The organism is Candidatus Pelagibacter sp. PS_23 (assembly GCF_059417905.1).
In genome coordinates, this window is the sequence record NZ_CM182071.1 from 1,120,322 (window position 1) to 1,139,281 (window position 18,960).

Sequence of the window (18,960 nt, forward strand, 5' to 3'; positions counted from 1 at the left end):
ATTAATGGAAAAAAACATATACCTTAAAGATTTAATCCTAAAAACCCTAGATTCTAATAAAGCCCTAGATATTATTTCAATAGATCTTAAAAATAAAAGTTCAATGGCTGACTATATGATTATAGCAAGCGGAACTTCTTCTAGACATATTCAAGCTTTATCTGAAATGGTGCTAGAAAAATTAAAGACCAATGGAATAAAAAATTCTAAGATTGAAGGAAAAGAAAGTGGTGATTGGAAATTAGTTGATGGTATAGATTTGATTGTTCATATATTTCATCCTGATAAAAGAAAATTTTATGAATTAGAAAAAATATGGTCAGAAATCATTCCTAAAGAAAAAGTGATGATATGATTTTGACTAAAAGATTTTTTCTTTTTTTTATAATACTATTATTTACTTTTCAAAAAAGTTTTTCTGAAAACACCGACTTATATAAAAAAATTGATTTGTTTGGTGAGGTTCTTGAAAAAATTAGCAAAGAATACGTTGATGAAGTTGATCAATCAAAAAGTATGGACTCAGCCATAAATGGTTTATTGCAATCTCTTGATCCCTATTCTGCATATATGACACCTGAAAGTTTTGAGGGTATGCAAACTGAAACTAGTGGAGAGTTTGGTGGGCTTGGTATTGAAGTTGGCATGGAAGCAGGTGTTGTAAAAGTAATATCACCAATAGATAATACTCCAGCATCAAAAGCAGGATTAAAAGCTGGTGATTATATTGTAAAAATTAATAATACTCAGGTCCAAGGCAAAACATTAATGCAAGCAGTAGACTTAATGAGGGGACCTGTTGGATCAAGTATTGAAATAACAGTTAGAAGAAGAGGTGTAAAAAAAGCATTAATTTTTAATATAACGAGAGAAGTTATTCAGGTTCAGTCTGTAAAATCAGAACTTATAGATAATAACATAGGCTATATAAGATTAACTTCCTTTAACGAAAATAGCAGTGAACAAATTAAAGATAAAATTAATAAATTAAATAAAAACAAAGATCTAAAGGGTTATATCTTAGATTTAAGAAACAACCCAGGTGGCTTGCTTTCTCAGGCAATTAAAATTTCAGACTTTTTTTTAGAAAATGGTGAGATTGTATCAACAAGAAGTCGACAAGCTTCAGAGAATAGAAAATGGTTTGCTAAAAAAGGTGATCTAACAAATGGTAAAACACTAATTATACTTATTAACTATGGATCAGCTTCAGCATCGGAAATAGTAGCTGGTGCATTAAAAGATCACAAAAGAGCTATTATACTTGGAGAAAATAGTTATGGAAAAGGTTCTGTGCAATCAATAATCCCTTTGAAAAATAGAGGTGCTATTAGATTAACAATTGCAAAATATTATCTCCCTTCAGGAAAATCTATTTCTGAAGTAGGTGTAACACCTGATATAGAAGTTGCAGAAGGTTCGGATGATTTTAAATTTAACTCTGAAACTGATAATCAATTGAATTTTGCAATAAAACTATTCAACGGATAAATGCCAGATAGTAAAGTGAATTTACCTCTTAGAAGTGGGGTTGGAATTGTTGTCCTGAACAAAGATAATAAAGTTTTTGTTGCAAAAAGGATTGATAATCAAAAAAATTTTTGGCAGATGCCCCAAGGTGGTGTTGATAAGGGTGAGGACTATTTAACTGCTGCTTACAGAGAGCTAGAAGAAGAAACTAGTATAAAAAATGTTGAACTAATCAAAGAATGTGATGGATTAATCTCTTATGAATTACCAAAAAACTTACTAGGTATAATTTGGAAAGGTAAATATAGAGGTCAGGAACAAAAGTGGTTTATAATGAGATTTTTAGGACAAGATAATGAGATTAATATTAAAACTAAACACCCTGAATTTTGTGAATGGAAATGGATTGATCTAGAAAATATAACTGACCTAGTTGTAGACTTTAAGCTACATGTGTACAAAGATGTTAAAGAAAAAGTAAAAGAAATTCTTAATTAAGAGTTTTTAGCACATCAATTTTTTGATCAACTAAGTATTTATTTTGATCTGTAATGTCACTATTTTTTGAATTTTCTTCTGCTTGAGCAAGTAGTTCACTAATTTTATCTTTATCAATATCTTTAATATTAAAAATAGAACTTGTTAGAACTGATAAATTATTATTCTTAAATTCAACAATTCCATCCTCAACATAGTAATTATCCTCACCTGATTTAGAAAAGATTTTAATAATCCCTGGCTTTAGAAATGAAATAATTGAGATATGGTCCTTTAAAATCCCCATTTCTCCCTCAAAAGCAGGTACAACAACTTCTGTTACATCTTCTTTTGAAAGAAAAGATTTTTCTGGGTTTACAATTTCTATTTTGAACTCTTCACTCATTATGCAGCAGCATCTTTCGCCATTTTTTCTGCTTTTTCTACAGCTTCTTCAATTGTGCCCACCATATAAAATGCAGCTTCTGGTAAATGATCATACTCACCATTACATATTGCAGCAAAACCTTTAATTGTAGATTCTAAATCTACTAATTTTCCTGGAGAACCAGTAAAGACTTCAGCAACAAAGAAAGGTTGTGATAAAAATCTTTGTATTTTACGCGCTCTAGCTACTGTTAATTTATCTTCTTCAGATAATTCATCCATTCCTAAAATTGCAATAATATCTTGCAGAGATTTGTAAGTTTGAAGAATTTTTTGCACTTCTCTTGCAACTCTGTAATGCTCATCACCAACTATTCTAGGATCTAAAATTCTAGAAGTAGAATCTAGAGGATCAACTGCCGGATAAATTCCAATTTCAGCTATCTGTCTCGATAATACAGTTGTTGCATCTAAGTGAGCAAAAGATGTAGCAGGTGCCGGGTCAGTTAAATCATCTGCTGGTACATAAATCGCTTGTACAGATGTAATAGAACCCTTGTTAGTAGTCGTAATTCTTTCTTGAAGATTACCCATGTCAGTTGCAAGTGTAGGCTGATATCCCACTGCTGAAGGAATTCTTCCTAATAGTGCAGAAACTTCAGAGCCTGCTTGAGTAAATCTAAAAATGTTATCAACGAAGAATAATACGTCTTGTCCTTCTTGATCTCTAAAATATTCAGCCACAGTTAAACCTGTTAAGGCAACTCTTGCTCTAGCTCCTGGGGGTTCATTCATTTGACCATACACTAGTGCAGCTTTTGATCCTGGACCTTCTGGCTTAATAACACCTGAATCTATCATTTCGTGATAAAGGTCATTTCCTTCTCTAGTTCTTTCTCCAACACCAGCAAACACAGAAAATCCACCATGAGCTTTTGCTACGTTGTTAATTAATTCCATAATAAGTACTGTCTTACCAACACCCGCACCACCAAATAAACCAATTTTTCCTCCTTTGGCGTATGGTGCTAATAGATCAACTACTTTAATTCCTGTAACTAGAATTTCTGTCTCTGTTGACTGATCACTAAATTCAGGTGCAGCTCTATGAATTGGCCATTTCTCTTTTGTTTTAACTTCACCTTTTTCATCGATAGGTTCACCTATTACATTTATAATTCTTCCTAAAGTTTCTGGACCAACTGGAACTTGGATTGGAGCACCTGTTGCAGTTACTTCGTCTCCTCTTTTTAATCCTTCAGTAGCATCCATTGCAATTGTTCTAACACTTGACTCACCAAGGTGCTGAGCAACTTCTAAAACTAATCTGTTGTCTCCATTTTTACATTCTAATGCTGATAAAATTTCTGGTAGTTCTCCATCAAATTTTACGTCTACTACCGCTCCAATGATTTGTGTGATTTTTCCTTTGCTCATAATTATAAACTTTCCGCTCCTGATATGATTTCAATTAGTTCTTTTGTAATAGCTGCTTGACGACTTCTATTATACTCAATAGTTAGCTTGTCAACCATTTCACCTGCGTTACGGGTTGCATTGTCCATTGCACTCATTCTTGAGCCCTGTTCGCTAGCTGAATTTTCTAACATCGCTTTAAAAATCTGAGTAGATATATTTTTAGGCAATAAGTTGCTTAAAATTTCATCTTCGTCTGGTTCAAATTCATAATTATCCTCAGAAGAATTTTCTTCTGCTTCAGATGTTTTTAAAGGAATTATTTGTTGTTCTTGAGGTATCTGAGTGATTACATTTTTAAATTTATTATAAAAAATTGTACACACATCAAATTCTTCTTTTTCAAAGTTTTCAATTATCATTTTTCCCACTTTTTCAGCATCTAGATAGTTGATAGTTTTTGAATCTTTAAAAGACATTCTCTCTACGATATCATCTTTATAAACTCTTTTTAATTGATCATACCCTTTAGATCCAACGGTTATAATTTTTAAAGTTTTTCCCTCATCAGATATTTTTTGAAAATATGTTTTGGCTTTTTTAATAATATTTGTATTAAAACCACCACATAGACCACGATCAGATGTTAACACAATACATAAATGAACCTTATCTTCTCCTGTTCCTGAAAGAAGCTTAGGAGCATTTTCCTTATCAGAAATGCCACTAGATAAATTAAGAATAATGTTATTCATTTTTTCAGAATAAGGTCTTCCCTTTTCAGCATTTTCCTGCGCTCTTCTAAGTTTAGCCGCCGCAACCATTTTCATGGCTTTGGTAATTTTTTGTGTAGACTTTACACTCGCTATTCTTTTTTTTAAGTCGTCTAGTGTTGCCATATTTTAAGAATTAAAGTTCTTCTTAAGTTCCATGATAGTATCAACTAATGATTTTTCAGTATCTTCTTCAAGCTTACCTGAACTTAAAACAGATTCTAAAATTTCTGGTTTTTCAGATTTACATTTTTCAATAATCTTAGATTCGAACTCAGCAATATCTTTAAGTTCCACATCATCCAAATAACCTTTAACTCCACAGAAAACTGAAATTACTTGTTCAGCAACTGTCATAGGAGAATATTGTTTTTGTTTTAAAAGTTCAGTTAGTTTTGAACCTCTATTTAAAAGTTTTTGTGTAGATGCATCTAAATCAGATCCAAATTGTGCAAAGGCAGCCATCTCTCTATATTGAGCAAGCTCTAGCTTCATTGAACCAGAAACTTTTTTCATTGCTTTTGTTTGTGCTGCAGATCCAACTCTAGAAACTGATAGACCTACGTTAATCGCTGGTCTAATTCCTTGGTTAAATAATTCTGTTTCAAGAAATATTTGACCATCCGTAATTGAAATAACGTTAGTTGGAATAAAAGCAGATACGTCTCCACCTTGCGTTTCAATTATAGGAAGAGCGGTTAACGAACCTCCACCATGCTCATCACTAAGCTTGGCTGCTCTCTCAAGTAATCTGCTGTGTAAATAAAATACATCTCCCGGATAAGCTTCTCTTCCTGGAGGTCTTCTTAATAAAAGTGACATTTGTCTATAAGCTACAGCCTGTTTAGATAAATCGTCATAAATGATTAATGCATGCATACCATTATCTCTATAATATTCACCCATAGTACAGCCTGTATATGGTGCCAAAAACTGAAGCGGCGCTGCATCTGAAGCAGTAGCAGCAACAATTGTTGTATATTCCATTGCACCAGCTTCTTCTAAAGTTTTTTGAATTTGTCTAACGGTAGATCTTTTTTGACCTATAGCAACATAGATACAATAAAGTTTTTGCTTCTCATCACCAGATTCATTTATTTTTTTCTGGTTAATGATCGCATCGATAGCAACTGCAGTTTTTCCAGTTTGTCTATCCCCAATAATTAATTCACGCTGTCCTCTTCCAACTGGAACTAGACTGTCAATTGATTTTAAGCCTGTTTGCATTGGTTCACTAACAGATTGTCTTGGAATAATTCCAGGAGCTTTTACTTCAACTCTACTTCTTTTAGTTGCTTTATCTAAAGCACCTTTGCCATCAATTGGATTTCCTAATCCATCAACAACTCTTCCTAATAATTCTTTTCCAACAGGTGTATCAACAATACTTCCTGTTCTTTTAACAACGTCACCTTCTTTAATTTTTCTATCGTCTCCGAAAATTACAACTCCAACATTTTCACTTTCTAAGTTTAGAGCCATTCCTTTTGATCCATCAGAAAATTCTACCATCTCTCCAGCTTGAACATTGTCTAATCCGTACACTCTAGCAATACCATCTCCTACTGACAAAACTTGACCAACCTCAGTCACTTCTGCTTTATCGCCAAATTTTTTAATTTGCTCTTTTAATATCTTTGTTACTTCTGATGGGTTTATATCCATTTATGCCTCTATCATCCTATTTTCGATTTGTTGTAATTTATTTTTAATGGAAGTGTCCACCATTGTGCTTCCGACTTGCACAATCAAACCCCCAATTAAACTTGCATCGTGTTTGTAGTTTAATTTTATTTTTGAACTAAAGTTTTTAGTCAATTCTTCTTTTATATTGTTAATTTCATTTTCAGTAAGATCTTTTGCAGAAGTTAATTCTGCTTTTAATTCACCTCTTTTGACTGAACATGTCTCAACAAAGCTTTTTAGAATTTTATCCACATAAAAGAATCTTCTTTTAGATATTAGAAAACTTAAAAATTTAGTTAATAATTCATTCAATTTATATTGTTCTGAAATTTTACTTAGAGCATTTAATTGGTCTTCTTTGTTATTCGTTGGATCCTTGATTAAAGATTTAAAATCTTCACTTGAAGTAATTAAATTAATAATTGAAGCAGAATGAACCTCGATCTCACTTAAATTATTAGCTTCTACAGCTAATTCATAAAGTGCCAGGGAATATCTACCTGCTGATGTTTCAGAAAAACCTTTATTTTTGCTCAATTTATTGTTCCTTATAAATATTAGAAGATTTATTAAAATTTTGTTTTAATTAACATATGACTCCTAGCTCTTCAAGTCACACATTGTCTAAAAGTCTTGTTTTTTCTTTGTTAATTGAAGTTTATTGGGTCAACATCAACCGTTAGTTTCATTCCAGCTGGAAATTTGAATTTTTCAATGACTTTTGAAAGGGAATTTTGAACCTTGAGAGATTTTCGACCCCTGATCAAAAGTCTCACTCTAAACCTTCTTTTTAATCTAAATATAGGTGCATTTACAGGACCAAGCACTCTACCATCAACAGCACTTTCTATAAAATTTTTAAATTTATAAGCCTCTTTTTCAAGTTCTCTTTCATTATTACCAGTAATTATTAAGGCAATAAATCTTTGAAACGGTGGAAGGTTATTTTCCCTTCTAATTTCAAGTTCTTTATCTAAAAAAATATCAGGATCTTTATTGGTAATGTCTGTTATCATTTTGGTATCTAAATTATAAGTTTGAAAATAAACGGTTGCTGGCTTTCCTGTTCTTCCTGCTCTACCTGAAAGTTGATGATATAATTGTAAATTCTTTTCAGCACCTCTTAGGTCGTGACCTTGTGATGATAAATCGATATCAATAACAACAATACAATTTAAACTTGGAAAGTGAAATCCTTTAGAAATTAATTGAGTTCCAATTAAAATTTGAATTTTATTATCTATAATTTTTTCTAAAACATCTGCTGAACTTTTTTTATTCATTGTATCGCTAGAAAATATAGTTGTTTCCTTGGTAGGAAAAATTTTTTTTACTTCTTCTGATATCCTTTCAACTCCAGGCCCACTAAAAATAAAATCACATTTTCCTTCTTTTGAGCAGTCCCTATTTAGTAAAGTTTTGTATCCACAGTAATGACATAATAAATTTTTTTTGTTTTTGTGATAAACCAAATTTATTGAACAATTTGGACATGAATAACTAGTAAAACATTTTTTACATAATACATGAGGTGAAAATCCTCTTCTATTTAAAAAAAATAATACTTGATCTTTTTTTTCAAGATGAAATTTTACTTTCTCAATTGTTTCTCTAGATATCCAGGATTGTGATTCTAACTTTGAATTATTAAGATTAATTATTTCATATTTTGGTAAAGATGCATTTAAATATCTTTGATCAAGTTTTGATAAACTATATTTGCCTTTTTTAATATTGTCATATGTTTCAATAGAGGGTACGGCTGTTATTAAATTGATTGGAATATTTTCAAAGGATGCCCTAGAAATTGCCATATCTCTTGCATTATAAGTTACTCCCTCATCTTGCTTATAAGATTGATCATGTTCTTCATCAACAATGATTAATCCTAGTTTTTTAAAAGGTAAAAATAATGAAGATCGAGCACCAATTACAACTTTAATTTTATCATTTGCTATTCCACTCCAAATAATTTCTTTATTTTTTTTTGTAATTCCTGAGTGCCACACAGCAGGCTTGAAACCAAAAAATTCTATAAATTTATTTTGAAATTGTCCTGTTAATCCGATTTCTGGTAATAGAATTAAACCCTGAAAACCCTTATTAATTATCTCTTTTAAAGCCTCAAAATAGACCATTGTTTTACCTGAGCCTGTAGTGCCTTGTAAAACATGAACTCTAAATTTTTGATTTAATACATTCATTTTTTTTAATGAATCTTTTTGCTCTTTAGAAAGTTTTATTTCATTTTCTTTGATGTCTATTTTGAATTGCTCATAAGCTTCAATTGGTAACTTTTCTATGGCGCCACTACTTAATAATAACAATTTTAATGCCATGCCTTTAGGAGTCATATTGTATTCAGAAAACCAATTTAAGAATTTAATTGTATTTTTCTTTAAGGGTGGAACATCTAATTTTCTTAAAACCTTTTTAATAGCAAAATTTTTGTTTGTTTTTTTTTCAAAATCATCCCATACAACTCCAGTCACCTCTGACTTGCCAAAAGGCACTACTACGTAGTCTCCAACCTTTAAATTTAAATCTGAATTATAGGTAAATGGATGATTAAAAATATTTGGTATAAGAATCGGTACTTTCATATTTTTATAATATGAAAATACTTTAAGAGTGTATTGCTCTTTTATCTACTGATAAAGCTGCTTCTTTTACAGCTTCTGAGAATGTTGGATGCGCATGACACGTTCTTGCAATATCTTCAGCGCTAGCACCAAACTCCATTGCTACTCCAATTTCTCCAATTAATTCACCTGCATGAGGTCCAATAATATGTGCTCCTAAAACTCTATCTGTTTTTTCATCAGCTAAGATTTTCACAAAACCTTCTGCTTCATCAATTGCTTTAGCTCTTGAATTTGCCATAAATGAAAATTTACCAATTTTATATTTAGTATTTGCTTCTTTTAATTGTTCCTCTGTTTTCCCAATTGAAGCAACCTCTGGTGTTGTATAAACAACTCCAGGAATAATATCATAATTAACGTGTCCTGATTGTCCTGCAATATTTTCTGCAACTGCAATACCTTCGTCCTCAGCTTTGTGAGCAAGCATCGGTCCATCAATTACATCTCCAATAGCATATACATTCTTAATATTTGTTTGAAATGTTTTGTCAGTTTTAATTCTTTTCTTTTGATCTAATTCAACACCAATTGCTTCTAAATTTAAGTTAGTTGTATTAGGTTTTCTACCAACAGATATAAGAACTACATCACAATCAAAATCTGTTTTTTTTCCATCTTTATCTGTTGTTGAAACTATAGCACCATTAGCATTTTTTTTAATTCCTTCTACTTTTGTCTGCATATGAAAATTAATTCCTTGTTTCTTTAATATTTTCATAAACTCTGTAGATATTTCTCTATCCATACCAGGAGTAATATGCTCTAAAAATTCAACCACATGAACCTCAGCACCTAATCTAGACCAAACAGATCCCATCTCTAACCCTATATAACCACCACCAACTACAACCATTTTTTTTGGCACAGTTTCTAAAGTTAATGCTCCTGTTGAAGATACAATTATTTTTTCATCAAATTCAATACCTGGTAATGCAACTGGAACTGACCCCGTGCTAATGACTGTTTTATCTGTTTCAATTATAGTTTCTTTTTTTTGATCATCTAATATTGAAATTTTATTTGCAGATTTAAAGCTTCCGGTACCCTTAAAGTAAGTGACTTTGTTTTTCTTGAATAAAAATTCTACACCCTTAGTTAAAATTGTTACTGCTTTGTCCTTGTTTTGCATCATTTTTTGAAGATTAAGCTTTACCTCACCCACCTCTATGCCAAGTTTAGAAAAATTTTGCGCCTTATGATAATTTTCAGAAATATTTAATAAATTTTTAGAAGGTATGCACCCAACATTTAAACAGGTTCCACCTAATGAACCTCTTGATTCTATACATGCAGTTTTAAGTCCTAATTGTGCTAATCTTATCGCACACACATAGCCTCCTGGACCACCACCTATTACTACTGCTTGAAATTTATCTGACATTTAAATATTTAAAAATAACCTTCTTGGATCCTCTAAATTTTCTTTAACCATTTTTAAGAATGATACTGACTCTTTTCCATCTATAATTCTGTGATCATAAGATAAAGCAAGATACATAATAGGTCTAATTTTAATCTCACCATCAACTACCATTGGTCTTTCGACTATATTATGCATACCTAATACACCAGATTGAGGTAAGTTTAATATTGGTGTAGATAACATTGAACCATACACTCCACCATTACTAATTGTAAAAGTTCCACCCTGAAGGTCTTCTATGGTTATTTTTCCATCTCTCGCTTTTTCAGAAATAGTTTTAATATTTTTTTCAATATCAGCAAATGACAATTGATCTGCATCCCTTAATACTGGTACTACTAATCCTTTTTCAGTTCCTACTGCAAAACTCATATTATAATAATTTTTATAAATAATTTCATCTCCATCAATTTCAGCATTAACTGATGGATACATTTTTAGTGCAGCAACACATGCTTTTACAAAAAATGACATGAACCCTAATTTAATTCCGTATCTGCTTTGGAAATCTTCCTGGTTCTCTTTTCTCATTTCCATTATGCCAGTCATATCAACTTCATTGAAAGTTGTTAATAATGCTGCATTTTCTTGTGCTTGTTTTAATCTTTTTGCAATTGTTTGTCTAAGCCTAGACATTTTAATTCTCTCTTCTTGACCGTATTTAATTTTTCTTTCTGATGGTTGAGGGTTCTCTCCCATCATACTAATTAGGTCACCCTTAAGAACTCTACCCTCTTTACCAGAGCCACTAACTTTTTTTAAATCAATTTTATTTTCAACTACAATTTTTCTAACTGCTGGCGAAAGTATTTCATTATTTTTATTTGAAGAATTGGTTTTCTCCTCTTTAACCTCATTGGTTAATACCAATGGCTCTTCCTCTTCAGGTTCTTTAAAAACTTTAGGAGCTTCTTTTTTAATTTCTAAATTAACTACATTATTTTCTGTTTTCTTAGGTTCAATTTTTGTAATTATCTTTTTTTCAGATGGTTGAGCTCCATTTTGACTTATCATACCAAGAAGAGCACCTACTTCGACTGTTTCTCCATCTTTGGAATTTATTTCAGACAAAACCCCATCAATTGGAGATGGCACTTCTAAATTAACTTTATCAGTTTCTAGTTCTACAATTGCCTCATCAGCTACCACTGTTTCGCCTTCTTTCTTAAGCCACTTAGCGACTGTCGCTTCAGTAATACTTTCTCCAAGAACCGGTACTAAAATTTTTTCACTCATTTTTATTCAAAAACCTTTTTTATAATTTCTTGTTGTTGGGCAAGATGTCTTTTTGCATAACCTGTAGCTGGAGACGCGTCTGGGCTTCTTCCTATATAAGAAATTTCAGTATTATTAGCGTTAATAGTTTCTAATGTCCATTGTATATAATCTCTTACAGAAAACCATGCCCCCATATTTTTTGGTTCTTCTTGGCACCAATAAAAATTAGCATTTTTTGCATATTTTTTAATTTCTCTTACTAAACTTTTTACTGGAAAAGGATAAAGTTGTTCAATTCTGTACAATACTACATCGTCTTTCTTAAATTTTTCTCTCGCTTCTAATAGATCAAAATAAACTTTTCCTGAACATAAAATTACTTTTTTTATTTTTGAGCTTTCTTTTAATTTTATAAATCCATTTTCTTCATCTAGTGCATGATCCCATAAGATTCTGTGAAAAAAAGTATCTTTATTAAAGTCTTCTATATTGGAAACACAGTATTTATTTCTTAACAAAGATTTTGGTGTCATAATTATTAGAGGTTTTCTAAACTCTCTATGCATTTGACGTCTCAAAGCATGATAATAATTTGCAGGTGTTGTACAATTCAATACTTGTAAGTTATCATTTGCGCATAGTTGTAAAAATCTTTCTAGTCTTGCTGAAGAGTGTTCTGGTCCTTGACCTTCATATCCATGAGGTAAAAGCATTACTAGCCCTGATGCTCTAGTCCATTTTCTTTCTCCTGATGCAATAAACTGATCAATAACTACTTGAGCTCCATTTGCGAAATCTCCAAATTGTGCTTCCCAAATAGTTAGAGTATTAGGTTCAACTAAACTGTATCCATACTCAAAACCTAAAACTGCTAATTCTGATAAAAAACTATCAACTATTTCATATCTCATTTGATTTTTTGAAATATTATTTAAAGGTATATATCTAGAGTTGTCTTCTTGATTCCTCAAAACTGAATGTCTTTGACTAAATGTTCCTCTACCAGAATCTTGTCCAACTAATCTTACTGGATAACCTTCTTCTAACAATGATCCAAATGCTAGTGCTTCAGCAGTTGACCAGTCAATACCTTTTCCATTAGATACCGATGCTTTCCTAGCATCTAAAATTTTAACAATAGTTTTATGTAATTTTAATTTTTCTGGAGTTGCATTAATTTTTTCAGAAATTTCTAAAAGTTTTTGTTGATCATAGCCACTTACACCTCTTTTATCTTTTCCTTTTTCTGGTTTATATCTTGACCATGTTCCCTCATACCATTCTATTTTTGGTTTATAGTCTTTTGCATTTTTATATTGATCATCAAGCAAATTTTTAAAATCTGTTTTAAATTTACTTAACTCACTTTCTGAAAGTGTATTTTCATTTACTAATTTTTTCCCATACAGCTCAACTGGTGTGGGGTGAGACCTAATCTTTTTATACATCAATGGCTGTGTAAAAGAAGGTTCGTCTCCTTCATTATGTCCGAATCTTCTATAACAGATTAAATCAACCACTACGTCTCTATTAAATTTTAATCTAAATTCTGTTGCAATCCTTGTTGCATAAACAACTGCTTCTGGATCATCTCCATTCACATGAAGTATTGGAGCGTCTACCATTTTTGCAACATCAGATGGATATGGTGATGACCTTGCAAATCTTGGGCTTGTAGTAAAGCCTATTTGATTATTAACAATAATATGAATTGTTCCACCTGTGTTATGGCCTGGTAAACCAGACATGGCAAAACATTCAGCCACCACTCCTTGTCCAGCAAAGGCTGCATCTCCATGTATCAGAATTGGTATAACTTTATTTCTTTCTTTATCTTTGTGAAAAAATTGTTTTGCTCTAGTTTGTCCAAGTACCACAGGGTTGACTGCTTCTAAATGTGAAGGGTTATCTGTAAGACTAACATGCACAGAATTGCCATCAAACTCTCTATTTGATGATGCCCCTAGATGGTATTTTACATCTCCCGCACCTTCTTCCCCTAATGTTTGAATATCTCCTGCAAATTCATTAAATATTCTTTTATAAGATTTTTGTAATACATTTGCTAATACATTGAGTCTTCCTCGATGGGACATACCAATTTTAACTTCTTTAACTTCAGCTTGCCCACCAATTTTAATTATTTGTTCTAGCGCAGGTATTAAACCTTCTCCCCCATCTAAACCAAATCTTTTTGTTCCCACATATTTTTTATGTAAAAATTTTTCAAAACCTTCTGCTTGAATTAGTTTCATTAAAATAGCTTCTTTACCATTTTTCGTAAATTGAAGAGAGTTCTCATCTTGCTCAATTCTATCTCTAAGCCATTTTCTTTCTGTTGGGTTTGATATGTGCATATATTCATAACCAATTGGACCACAGTAAGTTTTATTTAGGAAATTTAATATTTCTTTTATAGAAGAGTGTTCTTTATTAATTACGCCATCTAAATAAATTTTCTCATCATAATTTTCTTTTTTAAATCCATAATGCTCAGGATGAAGTTCATCTAGATATTCTGTTTCCATCATTCCTAGAGGATCAAGCTTAGCTAATAAATGTCCTCTTTGTCTATATGCTCTAATTAACGCAACAGCTCTAATTGAGTTAATATTGCTTTTGACTAAATCTTTTGAATTAACTTTTGCAATGTTGCCTTCATTAGAAAGTTTTTTTTCACCTTCTTCAGTCCTTTTTTCAACTTCATCAATATCAATTTTTTTTTTTATACTCCATGATGGACCATTAATTTCTTTGGCAATCATACTTAAATCTTCACTCATACCCTCAAAATAATTTTTCCAGCTTTCAGGAAGATCTTTGTCTTTATTTATAAACTTTAAATACATTTGCTCTATAAATGCACTGTTAGACTTGCTAAGAAATGAAGTTTTTTCGAATTCGAGATTTTTTGATGATGACATCTATTCTATTGATATAATATCAGATAAATAATTTTCAATTAGATAATTTGTTAAATAATGTTTTGCCAAGTTCTGATGGTGATTTTGCAATTGTAATTCCACATTCTTCCATTTTTTTTATCTTATCTTCTGCTCCACCCTTACCACCTGAAATAATAGCTCCTGCATGACCCATTGTTCTTCCTGGAGGTGCTGTTATTCCAGCAACAAATCCAACCATAGGTTTTTTTATTTTATGGTTTTTAACAAATTCAGCTGCTTCTTCTTCAGCAGAACCGCCAATTTCACCAATCATAAGAATAGATTCCGTCTCTGTATCATTTAAAAATAAATCTAAACAATCAATAAAGTTTGTTCCATTTATCGGATCTCCACCAATTCCTATACAAGTAGATTGTCCTAATCCATTTTCAGTTGTTTGTGCAACTGCCTCATAAGTTAAAGTTCCTGATCTTGAAACAATTCCCACAGAACCTTTCTTGTGAATATTTCCAGGCATAATCCCAATCTTACATTCATCAGGAGTAATTATTCCTGGACAATTAGGTCCTATCAATCTGCTTTTTGAATTATTTAGTTTTTGTTTTACACGAAGCATATCTTGAATTGGTACACCTTCGGTAATACAAACTATAAGCTCAATGGATGCATCAATTGCTTCTATAATAGCTGCCGCTGCAAATTTTGCTGGCACATAAATCATAGTTGCATCAGCGCCAACTTCTTGTTTTGCTTCAGCTACAGTATTAAATACTGGACGGTCAAGATGTTTTTGTCCTCCCTTTTTTGGAGTAACTCCACCCACAAGATTAGTTCCATATTTTAATGCTTGTTCTGAATGAAAAGTTCCATGTGTACCTGTAAAACCTTGGCATATAACTTTTGTATTTTTATCAATTAAAACTGACATTCTATTTTATAGCCTCTACTATTTTTTGTGCAGCATCATCTAAATTTTCTGCTGAAATTAATTTTAATCCTGAATTATCTAAAATTTTTTTTCCTTCTTTAAAGTTTGTTCCTGCAAGTCTAACTACTAATGGAACACTTATATTTATTTCTTTGGCAGCATCAACAACACCTTGAGCAAGGACATCACATCTCATAATTCCCCCAAAAATGTTTATTAATATGCCTTTAACATTTTTGTCCGAAAGAATAATCTTAAGAGCAGCTGAAACTTTTTCTTTTGAAGCTCCTCCTCCAACATCTAAAAAATTTGCTGGCTCTTCACCATATAATTTAATTATATCCATTGTTGCCATTGCAAGACCTGCTCCATTGACCATGCAGCCAATGCTTCCATCTAGCTTTATGTAAGCAAGATCGTGTTTACTCGCATCTATTTCTGTGGGATCTTCTTCATTTAAATCCCTAAGCTCGATTATCTCAGGATGTCTAAATAAAGCATTAGAGTCAAAATTAACTTTTGCATCTAAACAAATTATTTTTTTTTCTTTAGTTAATATTAGTGGGTTAACTTCAACCATGTTGGCGTCTGTGCCTAAAAACATTTTATATACTGATTTTATCAGCGCTATTGCTTGTTTTTTTGCATCATCTGCTAAAGCATAAATTGCAATTATTTTTTCACAGTCAGCATCAGAAATTTCATCAGTAATATCTATTTTAGTTGTTATAATTTTTTCTGGAGTTTTTTCTGCAACTTCTTCAATGTCCATTCCACCTTGATCACTGGATATAAATACTATTTTTGAACTTGCTCTATCTACTAAACAAGATAAATAAAATTCTTTATCAATATTAGAGGACTCTTCTACATATAATCTTTTTACTTCTCTTCCTGCTGGGCCAGTTTGATGTGTTACGAGTGTTTTTCCAAGCAATTCTTTTGCAGCAACACTTAATTCATCAATTGTGTTTAAAATTTTTACACCTCCAGCTTTACCTCGTCCACCAGCATGAATTTGTGCTTTTAAAACAAATTTTTCTGTTTTTAATGATTTTGCTTTTTCAATCAACTCATCAACTGTAAAAGCAAAAACTCCTTCAGGAACTACCGCTCCATATTTTTTTAAAATTTGCTTGGCCTGGTGTTCGTGAATATTCATTATTTAGAAAGATCTGGATCTATTTTAGATGCAGCTTCCCATAATGCTTTCACAGCATCTATAGAGTGCATAAATTCTTTTTTTTCTTTTTCATCTAAATCTATTTGCTCTATTTTTTCAACACCATCTTTACCAATTATTACTGGTACACCAGCATAAACATTACCAACTCCATATTCACCATTTAAATGAACTGCACATGGAAGTAATTTTTTTTCATCTTTTAAATATGCTTCTGCCATTTGTACACCTGAAGCTGCTGGTGCATAAAATGCAGAACCTTTTTCTAGATATTTAACAATCTCAGCTCCTCCATCTCTAGTTCTTTGATTAATTTCTTCTAACCTTTCTGGAGATATTTTTCCTTCTTTAACTAAGTCTAATAATGGTTTACCTGAAACTTTTGTAAATCTTGGTAGGGGAACCATTGTGTCTCCATGACCTCCCATAACCATTGCTTCAATTTCTTTTACCGGAACATTAAGCTCTAGAGATAAAAATAATTTAAATCTTGAGCTGTCCAAAATTCCTGCCATTCCAACTACTTTATTTGCTGGTAAGCCTGAAAATTTTTGAAAGGCCATCACCATAACGTCTAGTGGATTTGTAATGCATATTACAAATGCATTGGGTGCATTTTTTTTAATACCCTCTGCTACTTGTTTAATAATTTTTAAATTAATACCTAATAAATCATCTCTGCTCATTCCTGGTTTTCTTGGTACACCTGCAGTGATTATTATTACATCTGAATCTTTTATATCTTCATAATTATCTGTACCTGAAAATTTTACATTAAAACCATCAACAGAAGAAGATTGCGCTATATCTAAAGCTTTTCCTTTAGCTATGCCACTTGCAACATCAAAAAGTACCACCTCATCAGCTACTTCTTTAGTTCCTATTAAGTGAGCAAGAGTGCCCCCAATTTGACCTGCTCCTATTAAAGATATTTTTTTCATTTCTCTCCTTATTTCATTGTTGGCATGACAAATTCTGCATTAGATCTTATTCCAGAAGGCCATCTTGATGTTACTGTTTTAAGCTTTGTATAAAATTTAATTCCTTCAGCTCCGTGCATTGCACTATCTCCAAATAATGATCTTTTCCATCCACCAAAACTATGGAATGCCATTGGTACAGGTATTGGAACATTAATTCCAACCATACCAACTTGAATTTTACTAGCAAACGTTCTTCCAGCATCACCATCTCTTGTGTAAATGCTTACTCCATTACCATACTCATGGTCGTTAATTAACTTTGTTGCTTCTTCAAAAGTTTTAACTCTTATGACTGATAAAACAGGTCCGAATATTTCTTCTTTATAAATTCTCATATCCTTTTTAACGTGATCAAATAAACAACCCCCTATAAAAAAACCATTTTCATATCCTTGAAGTTTTATATTTCTTCCATCAACAACTAATTTAGCACCTTCTTCAACTCCAAGATCAACATAACTTTTTACTTTTTCTAAATGTTCTTTGGTAACTAGTGGACCCATCTCAGATGTTTTATCCATACCAGGTCCTACTTTTAATGCTTCAGCTTTTTTTGATAAACGAGCAACTAGCTCATCACCTATATCTCCTACAGCTACTGCTACTGATTGTGCCATACATCTCTCTCCTGCAGACCCATATGCAGCACCCATTAATCCATTTACCGCACCATCAAGGTCACAGTCAGGCATTACAACTAAATGATTTTTTGCACCACCTAAAGCTTGAACCCTTTTTTCATTTTTTGCAGAGTTTTCATAAATATATTTTGCAATTGGTGTTGAGCCTACAAAGCTTACAGCTTTGACATCTTTGTTTGTTAAAATCGCATCAACAGCTTCTTTATCTCCATTAACAACATTAAAAACACCATCTGGTAGTCCTGCTTCTGTTAGCAATTCTGCTAATCTTAGTGGGCAAGATGGATCTTTTTCTGATGGTTTTAAAATAAATGTGTTTCCACATGCAATAGCAATAGGAAACATCCACATTGGCACCATTGCAGGAAAATTAAAAGGTGTAATTCCAGCAACAACTCCAAGTGGTTGTCGCATAGACCAACTATCTACATTTGTTCCTACATTTTCTGAAAATTCTCCTTTAAGTAAATGTGGAATCCCACACGCAAATTCAACAACTTCTAGTCCTCTTGTTAAAGAACCTTTGGCATCTTCATAAACTTTCCCATGCTCTGAAACTATTAACTTTGTAAGTTCATCGGCATTTTTTTCTATTAACTCTTTAAATTTAAACATTACCCTTGCTCTTTGAAGTGAAGGTTTTAAAGACCAAGTTTCAAAAGCTTTTTGAGCTACTTCTACAGCTTTATCTAGATCAGTTTTACTGGCTAATCTTACCTCAGACTCTTGTTCACCAGTTGCTGGATTAAAAACTTTACTTTTTCTGTCAGAAGAGCCTGAAATTAGCTTTCCGCCAACAAAATGTTCTAATAAATTCATGAATG

16 protein-coding genes are annotated in these 18,960 nt (G+C 31.9%); 3 read left to right on the forward strand and 13 right to left on the reverse strand.

What is annotated here, in order from left to right; genetic code table 11:
• The first annotated feature begins 4 nt into the window (after nt 1-4).
• From rsfS to AC5SLY_RS05965, 3 genes are read left to right on the forward strand one after another with little or no spacing between them, the layout of a single operon-like run.
• Nucleotides 5-355 carry a ribosome silencing factor gene (rsfS, locus tag AC5SLY_RS05955; protein ID WP_494598733.1) on the forward strand — a complete coding sequence of 117 codons (351 nt, stop codon included), beginning with the start codon at nt 5-7 and terminating at the stop codon, nt 353-355.
• Nucleotides 352-1,491: a S41 family peptidase gene (locus AC5SLY_RS05960; protein WP_018413611.1), complete on the forward strand. Its 1,140-nt coding sequence runs from the start codon at nt 352-354 to the stop codon at nt 1,489-1,491. Before rsfS ends, AC5SLY_RS05960 begins: the two co-directional genes overlap by 4 nt.
• On the forward strand, nt 1,492-1,968 hold the full coding sequence (locus tag AC5SLY_RS05965; protein ID WP_494598734.1) for an RNA pyrophosphohydrolase: 477 nt from the start codon (nt 1,492-1,494) through the stop codon (nt 1,966-1,968).
• Here the strand turns inward: AC5SLY_RS05965 and atpC are convergent.
• From atpC to AC5SLY_RS06030, 13 genes are all read right to left on the reverse strand, one after another.
• Nucleotides 1,961-2,353: an ATP synthase F1 subunit epsilon gene (gene atpC / locus AC5SLY_RS05970; RefSeq protein WP_018413613.1), complete on the reverse strand. Its 393-nt coding sequence runs from the start codon at nt 2,351-2,353 to the stop codon at nt 1,961-1,963. The genes AC5SLY_RS05965 and atpC overlap by 8 nt on opposite strands.
• On the reverse strand, nt 2,353-3,771 hold the full coding sequence (gene atpD, locus AC5SLY_RS05975) for a F0F1 ATP synthase subunit beta (RefSeq protein ID WP_006997680.1): 1,419 nt from the start codon (nt 3,769-3,771) through the stop codon (nt 2,353-2,355). The genes atpC and atpD overlap by 1 nt, the downstream gene beginning before the upstream one ends.
• A 2-nt stretch (nt 3,772-3,773) precedes the next feature.
• Entirely contained in the window at nt 3,774-4,649 is an 876-nt protein-coding gene (locus AC5SLY_RS05980) for a F0F1 ATP synthase subunit gamma (RefSeq protein WP_494598735.1), read from the reverse strand.
• 3 nt (nt 4,650-4,652) lie between these two features.
• Nucleotides 4,653-6,188 carry a F0F1 ATP synthase subunit alpha gene (gene atpA / locus AC5SLY_RS05985; protein WP_006997678.1) on the reverse strand — a complete coding sequence of 512 codons (1,536 nt, stop codon included), beginning with the start codon at nt 6,186-6,188 and terminating at the stop codon, nt 4,653-4,655.
• Nucleotides 6,189-6,746 carry an ATP synthase F1 subunit delta gene (gene atpH / locus AC5SLY_RS05990; RefSeq protein ID WP_018413614.1) on the reverse strand — a complete coding sequence of 186 codons (558 nt, stop codon included), beginning with the start codon at nt 6,744-6,746 and terminating at the stop codon, nt 6,189-6,191.
• Nucleotides 6,747-6,856: 110 nt separating this feature from the next.
• The gene (priA, locus tag AC5SLY_RS05995; RefSeq protein ID WP_494598736.1) at nt 6,857-8,812 is read right to left on the reverse strand and encodes a replication restart helicase PriA; all 1,956 of its coding nucleotides are present in this window, start codon (nt 8,810-8,812) and stop codon (nt 6,857-6,859) included.
• A gap of 22 nt (nt 8,813-8,834) precedes the next feature.
• A complete protein-coding gene (gene lpdA / locus AC5SLY_RS06000) occupies nt 8,835-10,235 on the reverse strand; it encodes a dihydrolipoyl dehydrogenase (protein ID WP_494598737.1) in 1,401 nt (466 codons plus the stop codon).
• Nucleotides 10,236-11,513: a 2-oxoglutarate dehydrogenase complex dihydrolipoyllysine-residue succinyltransferase gene (gene odhB, locus AC5SLY_RS06005; protein WP_271564033.1), complete on the reverse strand. Its 1,278-nt coding sequence runs from the start codon at nt 11,511-11,513 to the stop codon at nt 10,236-10,238.
• A 2-nt stretch (nt 11,514-11,515) separates the two neighbouring features.
• On the reverse strand, nt 11,516-14,419 hold the full coding sequence (locus AC5SLY_RS06010; RefSeq protein ID WP_494598738.1) for a 2-oxoglutarate dehydrogenase E1 component: 2,904 nt from the start codon (nt 14,417-14,419) through the stop codon (nt 11,516-11,518).
• Between the two features lie 34 nt (nt 14,420-14,453).
• Nucleotides 14,454-15,329, reverse strand: a complete 876-nt coding sequence (sucD, locus tag AC5SLY_RS06015; protein ID WP_018413618.1) for a succinate--CoA ligase subunit alpha — start codon at nt 15,327-15,329, stop codon at nt 14,454-14,456.
• 1 nt (nt 15,330) lies between these two features.
• Entirely contained in the window at nt 15,331-16,491 is a 1,161-nt protein-coding gene (gene sucC, locus AC5SLY_RS06020) for an ADP-forming succinate--CoA ligase subunit beta (protein ID WP_271623123.1), read from the reverse strand.
• Nucleotides 16,491-17,453, reverse strand: coding sequence for a malate dehydrogenase (gene mdh, locus AC5SLY_RS06025; RefSeq protein ID WP_494598739.1), 963 nt, complete (start codon nt 17,451-17,453; stop codon nt 16,491-16,493). The genes sucC and mdh overlap by 1 nt, the downstream gene beginning before the upstream one ends.
• An 8-nt stretch (nt 17,454-17,461) precedes the next feature.
• Nucleotides 17,462-18,955: a CoA-acylating methylmalonate-semialdehyde dehydrogenase gene (locus AC5SLY_RS06030; RefSeq protein WP_011281564.1), complete on the reverse strand. Its 1,494-nt coding sequence runs from the start codon at nt 18,953-18,955 to the stop codon at nt 17,462-17,464.
• Between the last annotated feature and the right edge of the window lie 5 nt (nt 18,956-18,960).

Bases quoted from the DNA above. Each gene is read 5' to 3' on its own strand.
- priA (WP_494598736.1), bottom strand. From the start codon at position 8,812: ATGAAAGTACCGATTCTTATACCAAATATTTTTAATCATCCATTTACC.
- sucD (WP_018413618.1), bottom strand. From the start codon at position 15,329: ATGTCAGTTTTAATTGATAAAAATACAAAAGTTATATGCCAAGGTTTT.
- sucC (WP_271623123.1), bottom strand. From the start codon at position 16,491: ATGAATATTCACGAACACCAGGCCAAGCAAATTTTAAAAAAATATGGA.
- rsfS (WP_494598733.1), top strand. From the start codon at position 5: ATGGAAAAAAACATATACCTTAAAGATTTAATCCTAAAAACCCTAGAT.
- atpD (WP_006997680.1), bottom strand. From the start codon at position 3,771: ATGAGCAAAGGAAAAATCACACAAATCATTGGAGCGGTAGTAGACGTA.
- AC5SLY_RS05960 (WP_018413611.1), top strand. From the start codon at position 352: ATGATTTTGACTAAAAGATTTTTTCTTTTTTTTATAATACTATTATTT.
- atpA (WP_006997678.1), bottom strand. From the start codon at position 6,188: ATGGATATAAACCCATCAGAAGTAACAAAGATATTAAAAGAGCAAATT.
- lpdA (WP_494598737.1), bottom strand. From the start codon at position 10,235: ATGTCAGATAAATTTCAAGCAGTAGTAATAGGTGGTGGTCCAGGAGGC.
- AC5SLY_RS06030 (WP_011281564.1), bottom strand. From the start codon at position 18,955: ATGAATTTATTAGAACATTTTGTTGGCGGAAAGCTAATTTCAGGCTCT.
- mdh (WP_494598739.1), bottom strand. From the start codon at position 17,453: ATGAAAAAAATATCTTTAATAGGAGCAGGTCAAATTGGGGGCACTCTT.
- atpC (WP_018413613.1), bottom strand. From the start codon at position 2,353: ATGAGTGAAGAGTTCAAAATAGAAATTGTAAACCCAGAAAAATCTTTT.
- AC5SLY_RS05965 (WP_494598734.1), top strand. From the start codon at position 1,492: ATGCCAGATAGTAAAGTGAATTTACCTCTTAGAAGTGGGGTTGGAATT.
- AC5SLY_RS05980 (WP_494598735.1), bottom strand. From the start codon at position 4,649: ATGGCAACACTAGACGACTTAAAAAAAAGAATAGCGAGTGTAAAGTCT.
- odhB (WP_271564033.1), bottom strand. From the start codon at position 11,513: ATGAGTGAAAAAATTTTAGTACCGGTTCTTGGAGAAAGTATTACTGAA.
- AC5SLY_RS06010 (WP_494598738.1), bottom strand. From the start codon at position 14,419: ATGTCATCATCAAAAAATCTCGAATTCGAAAAAACTTCATTTCTTAGC.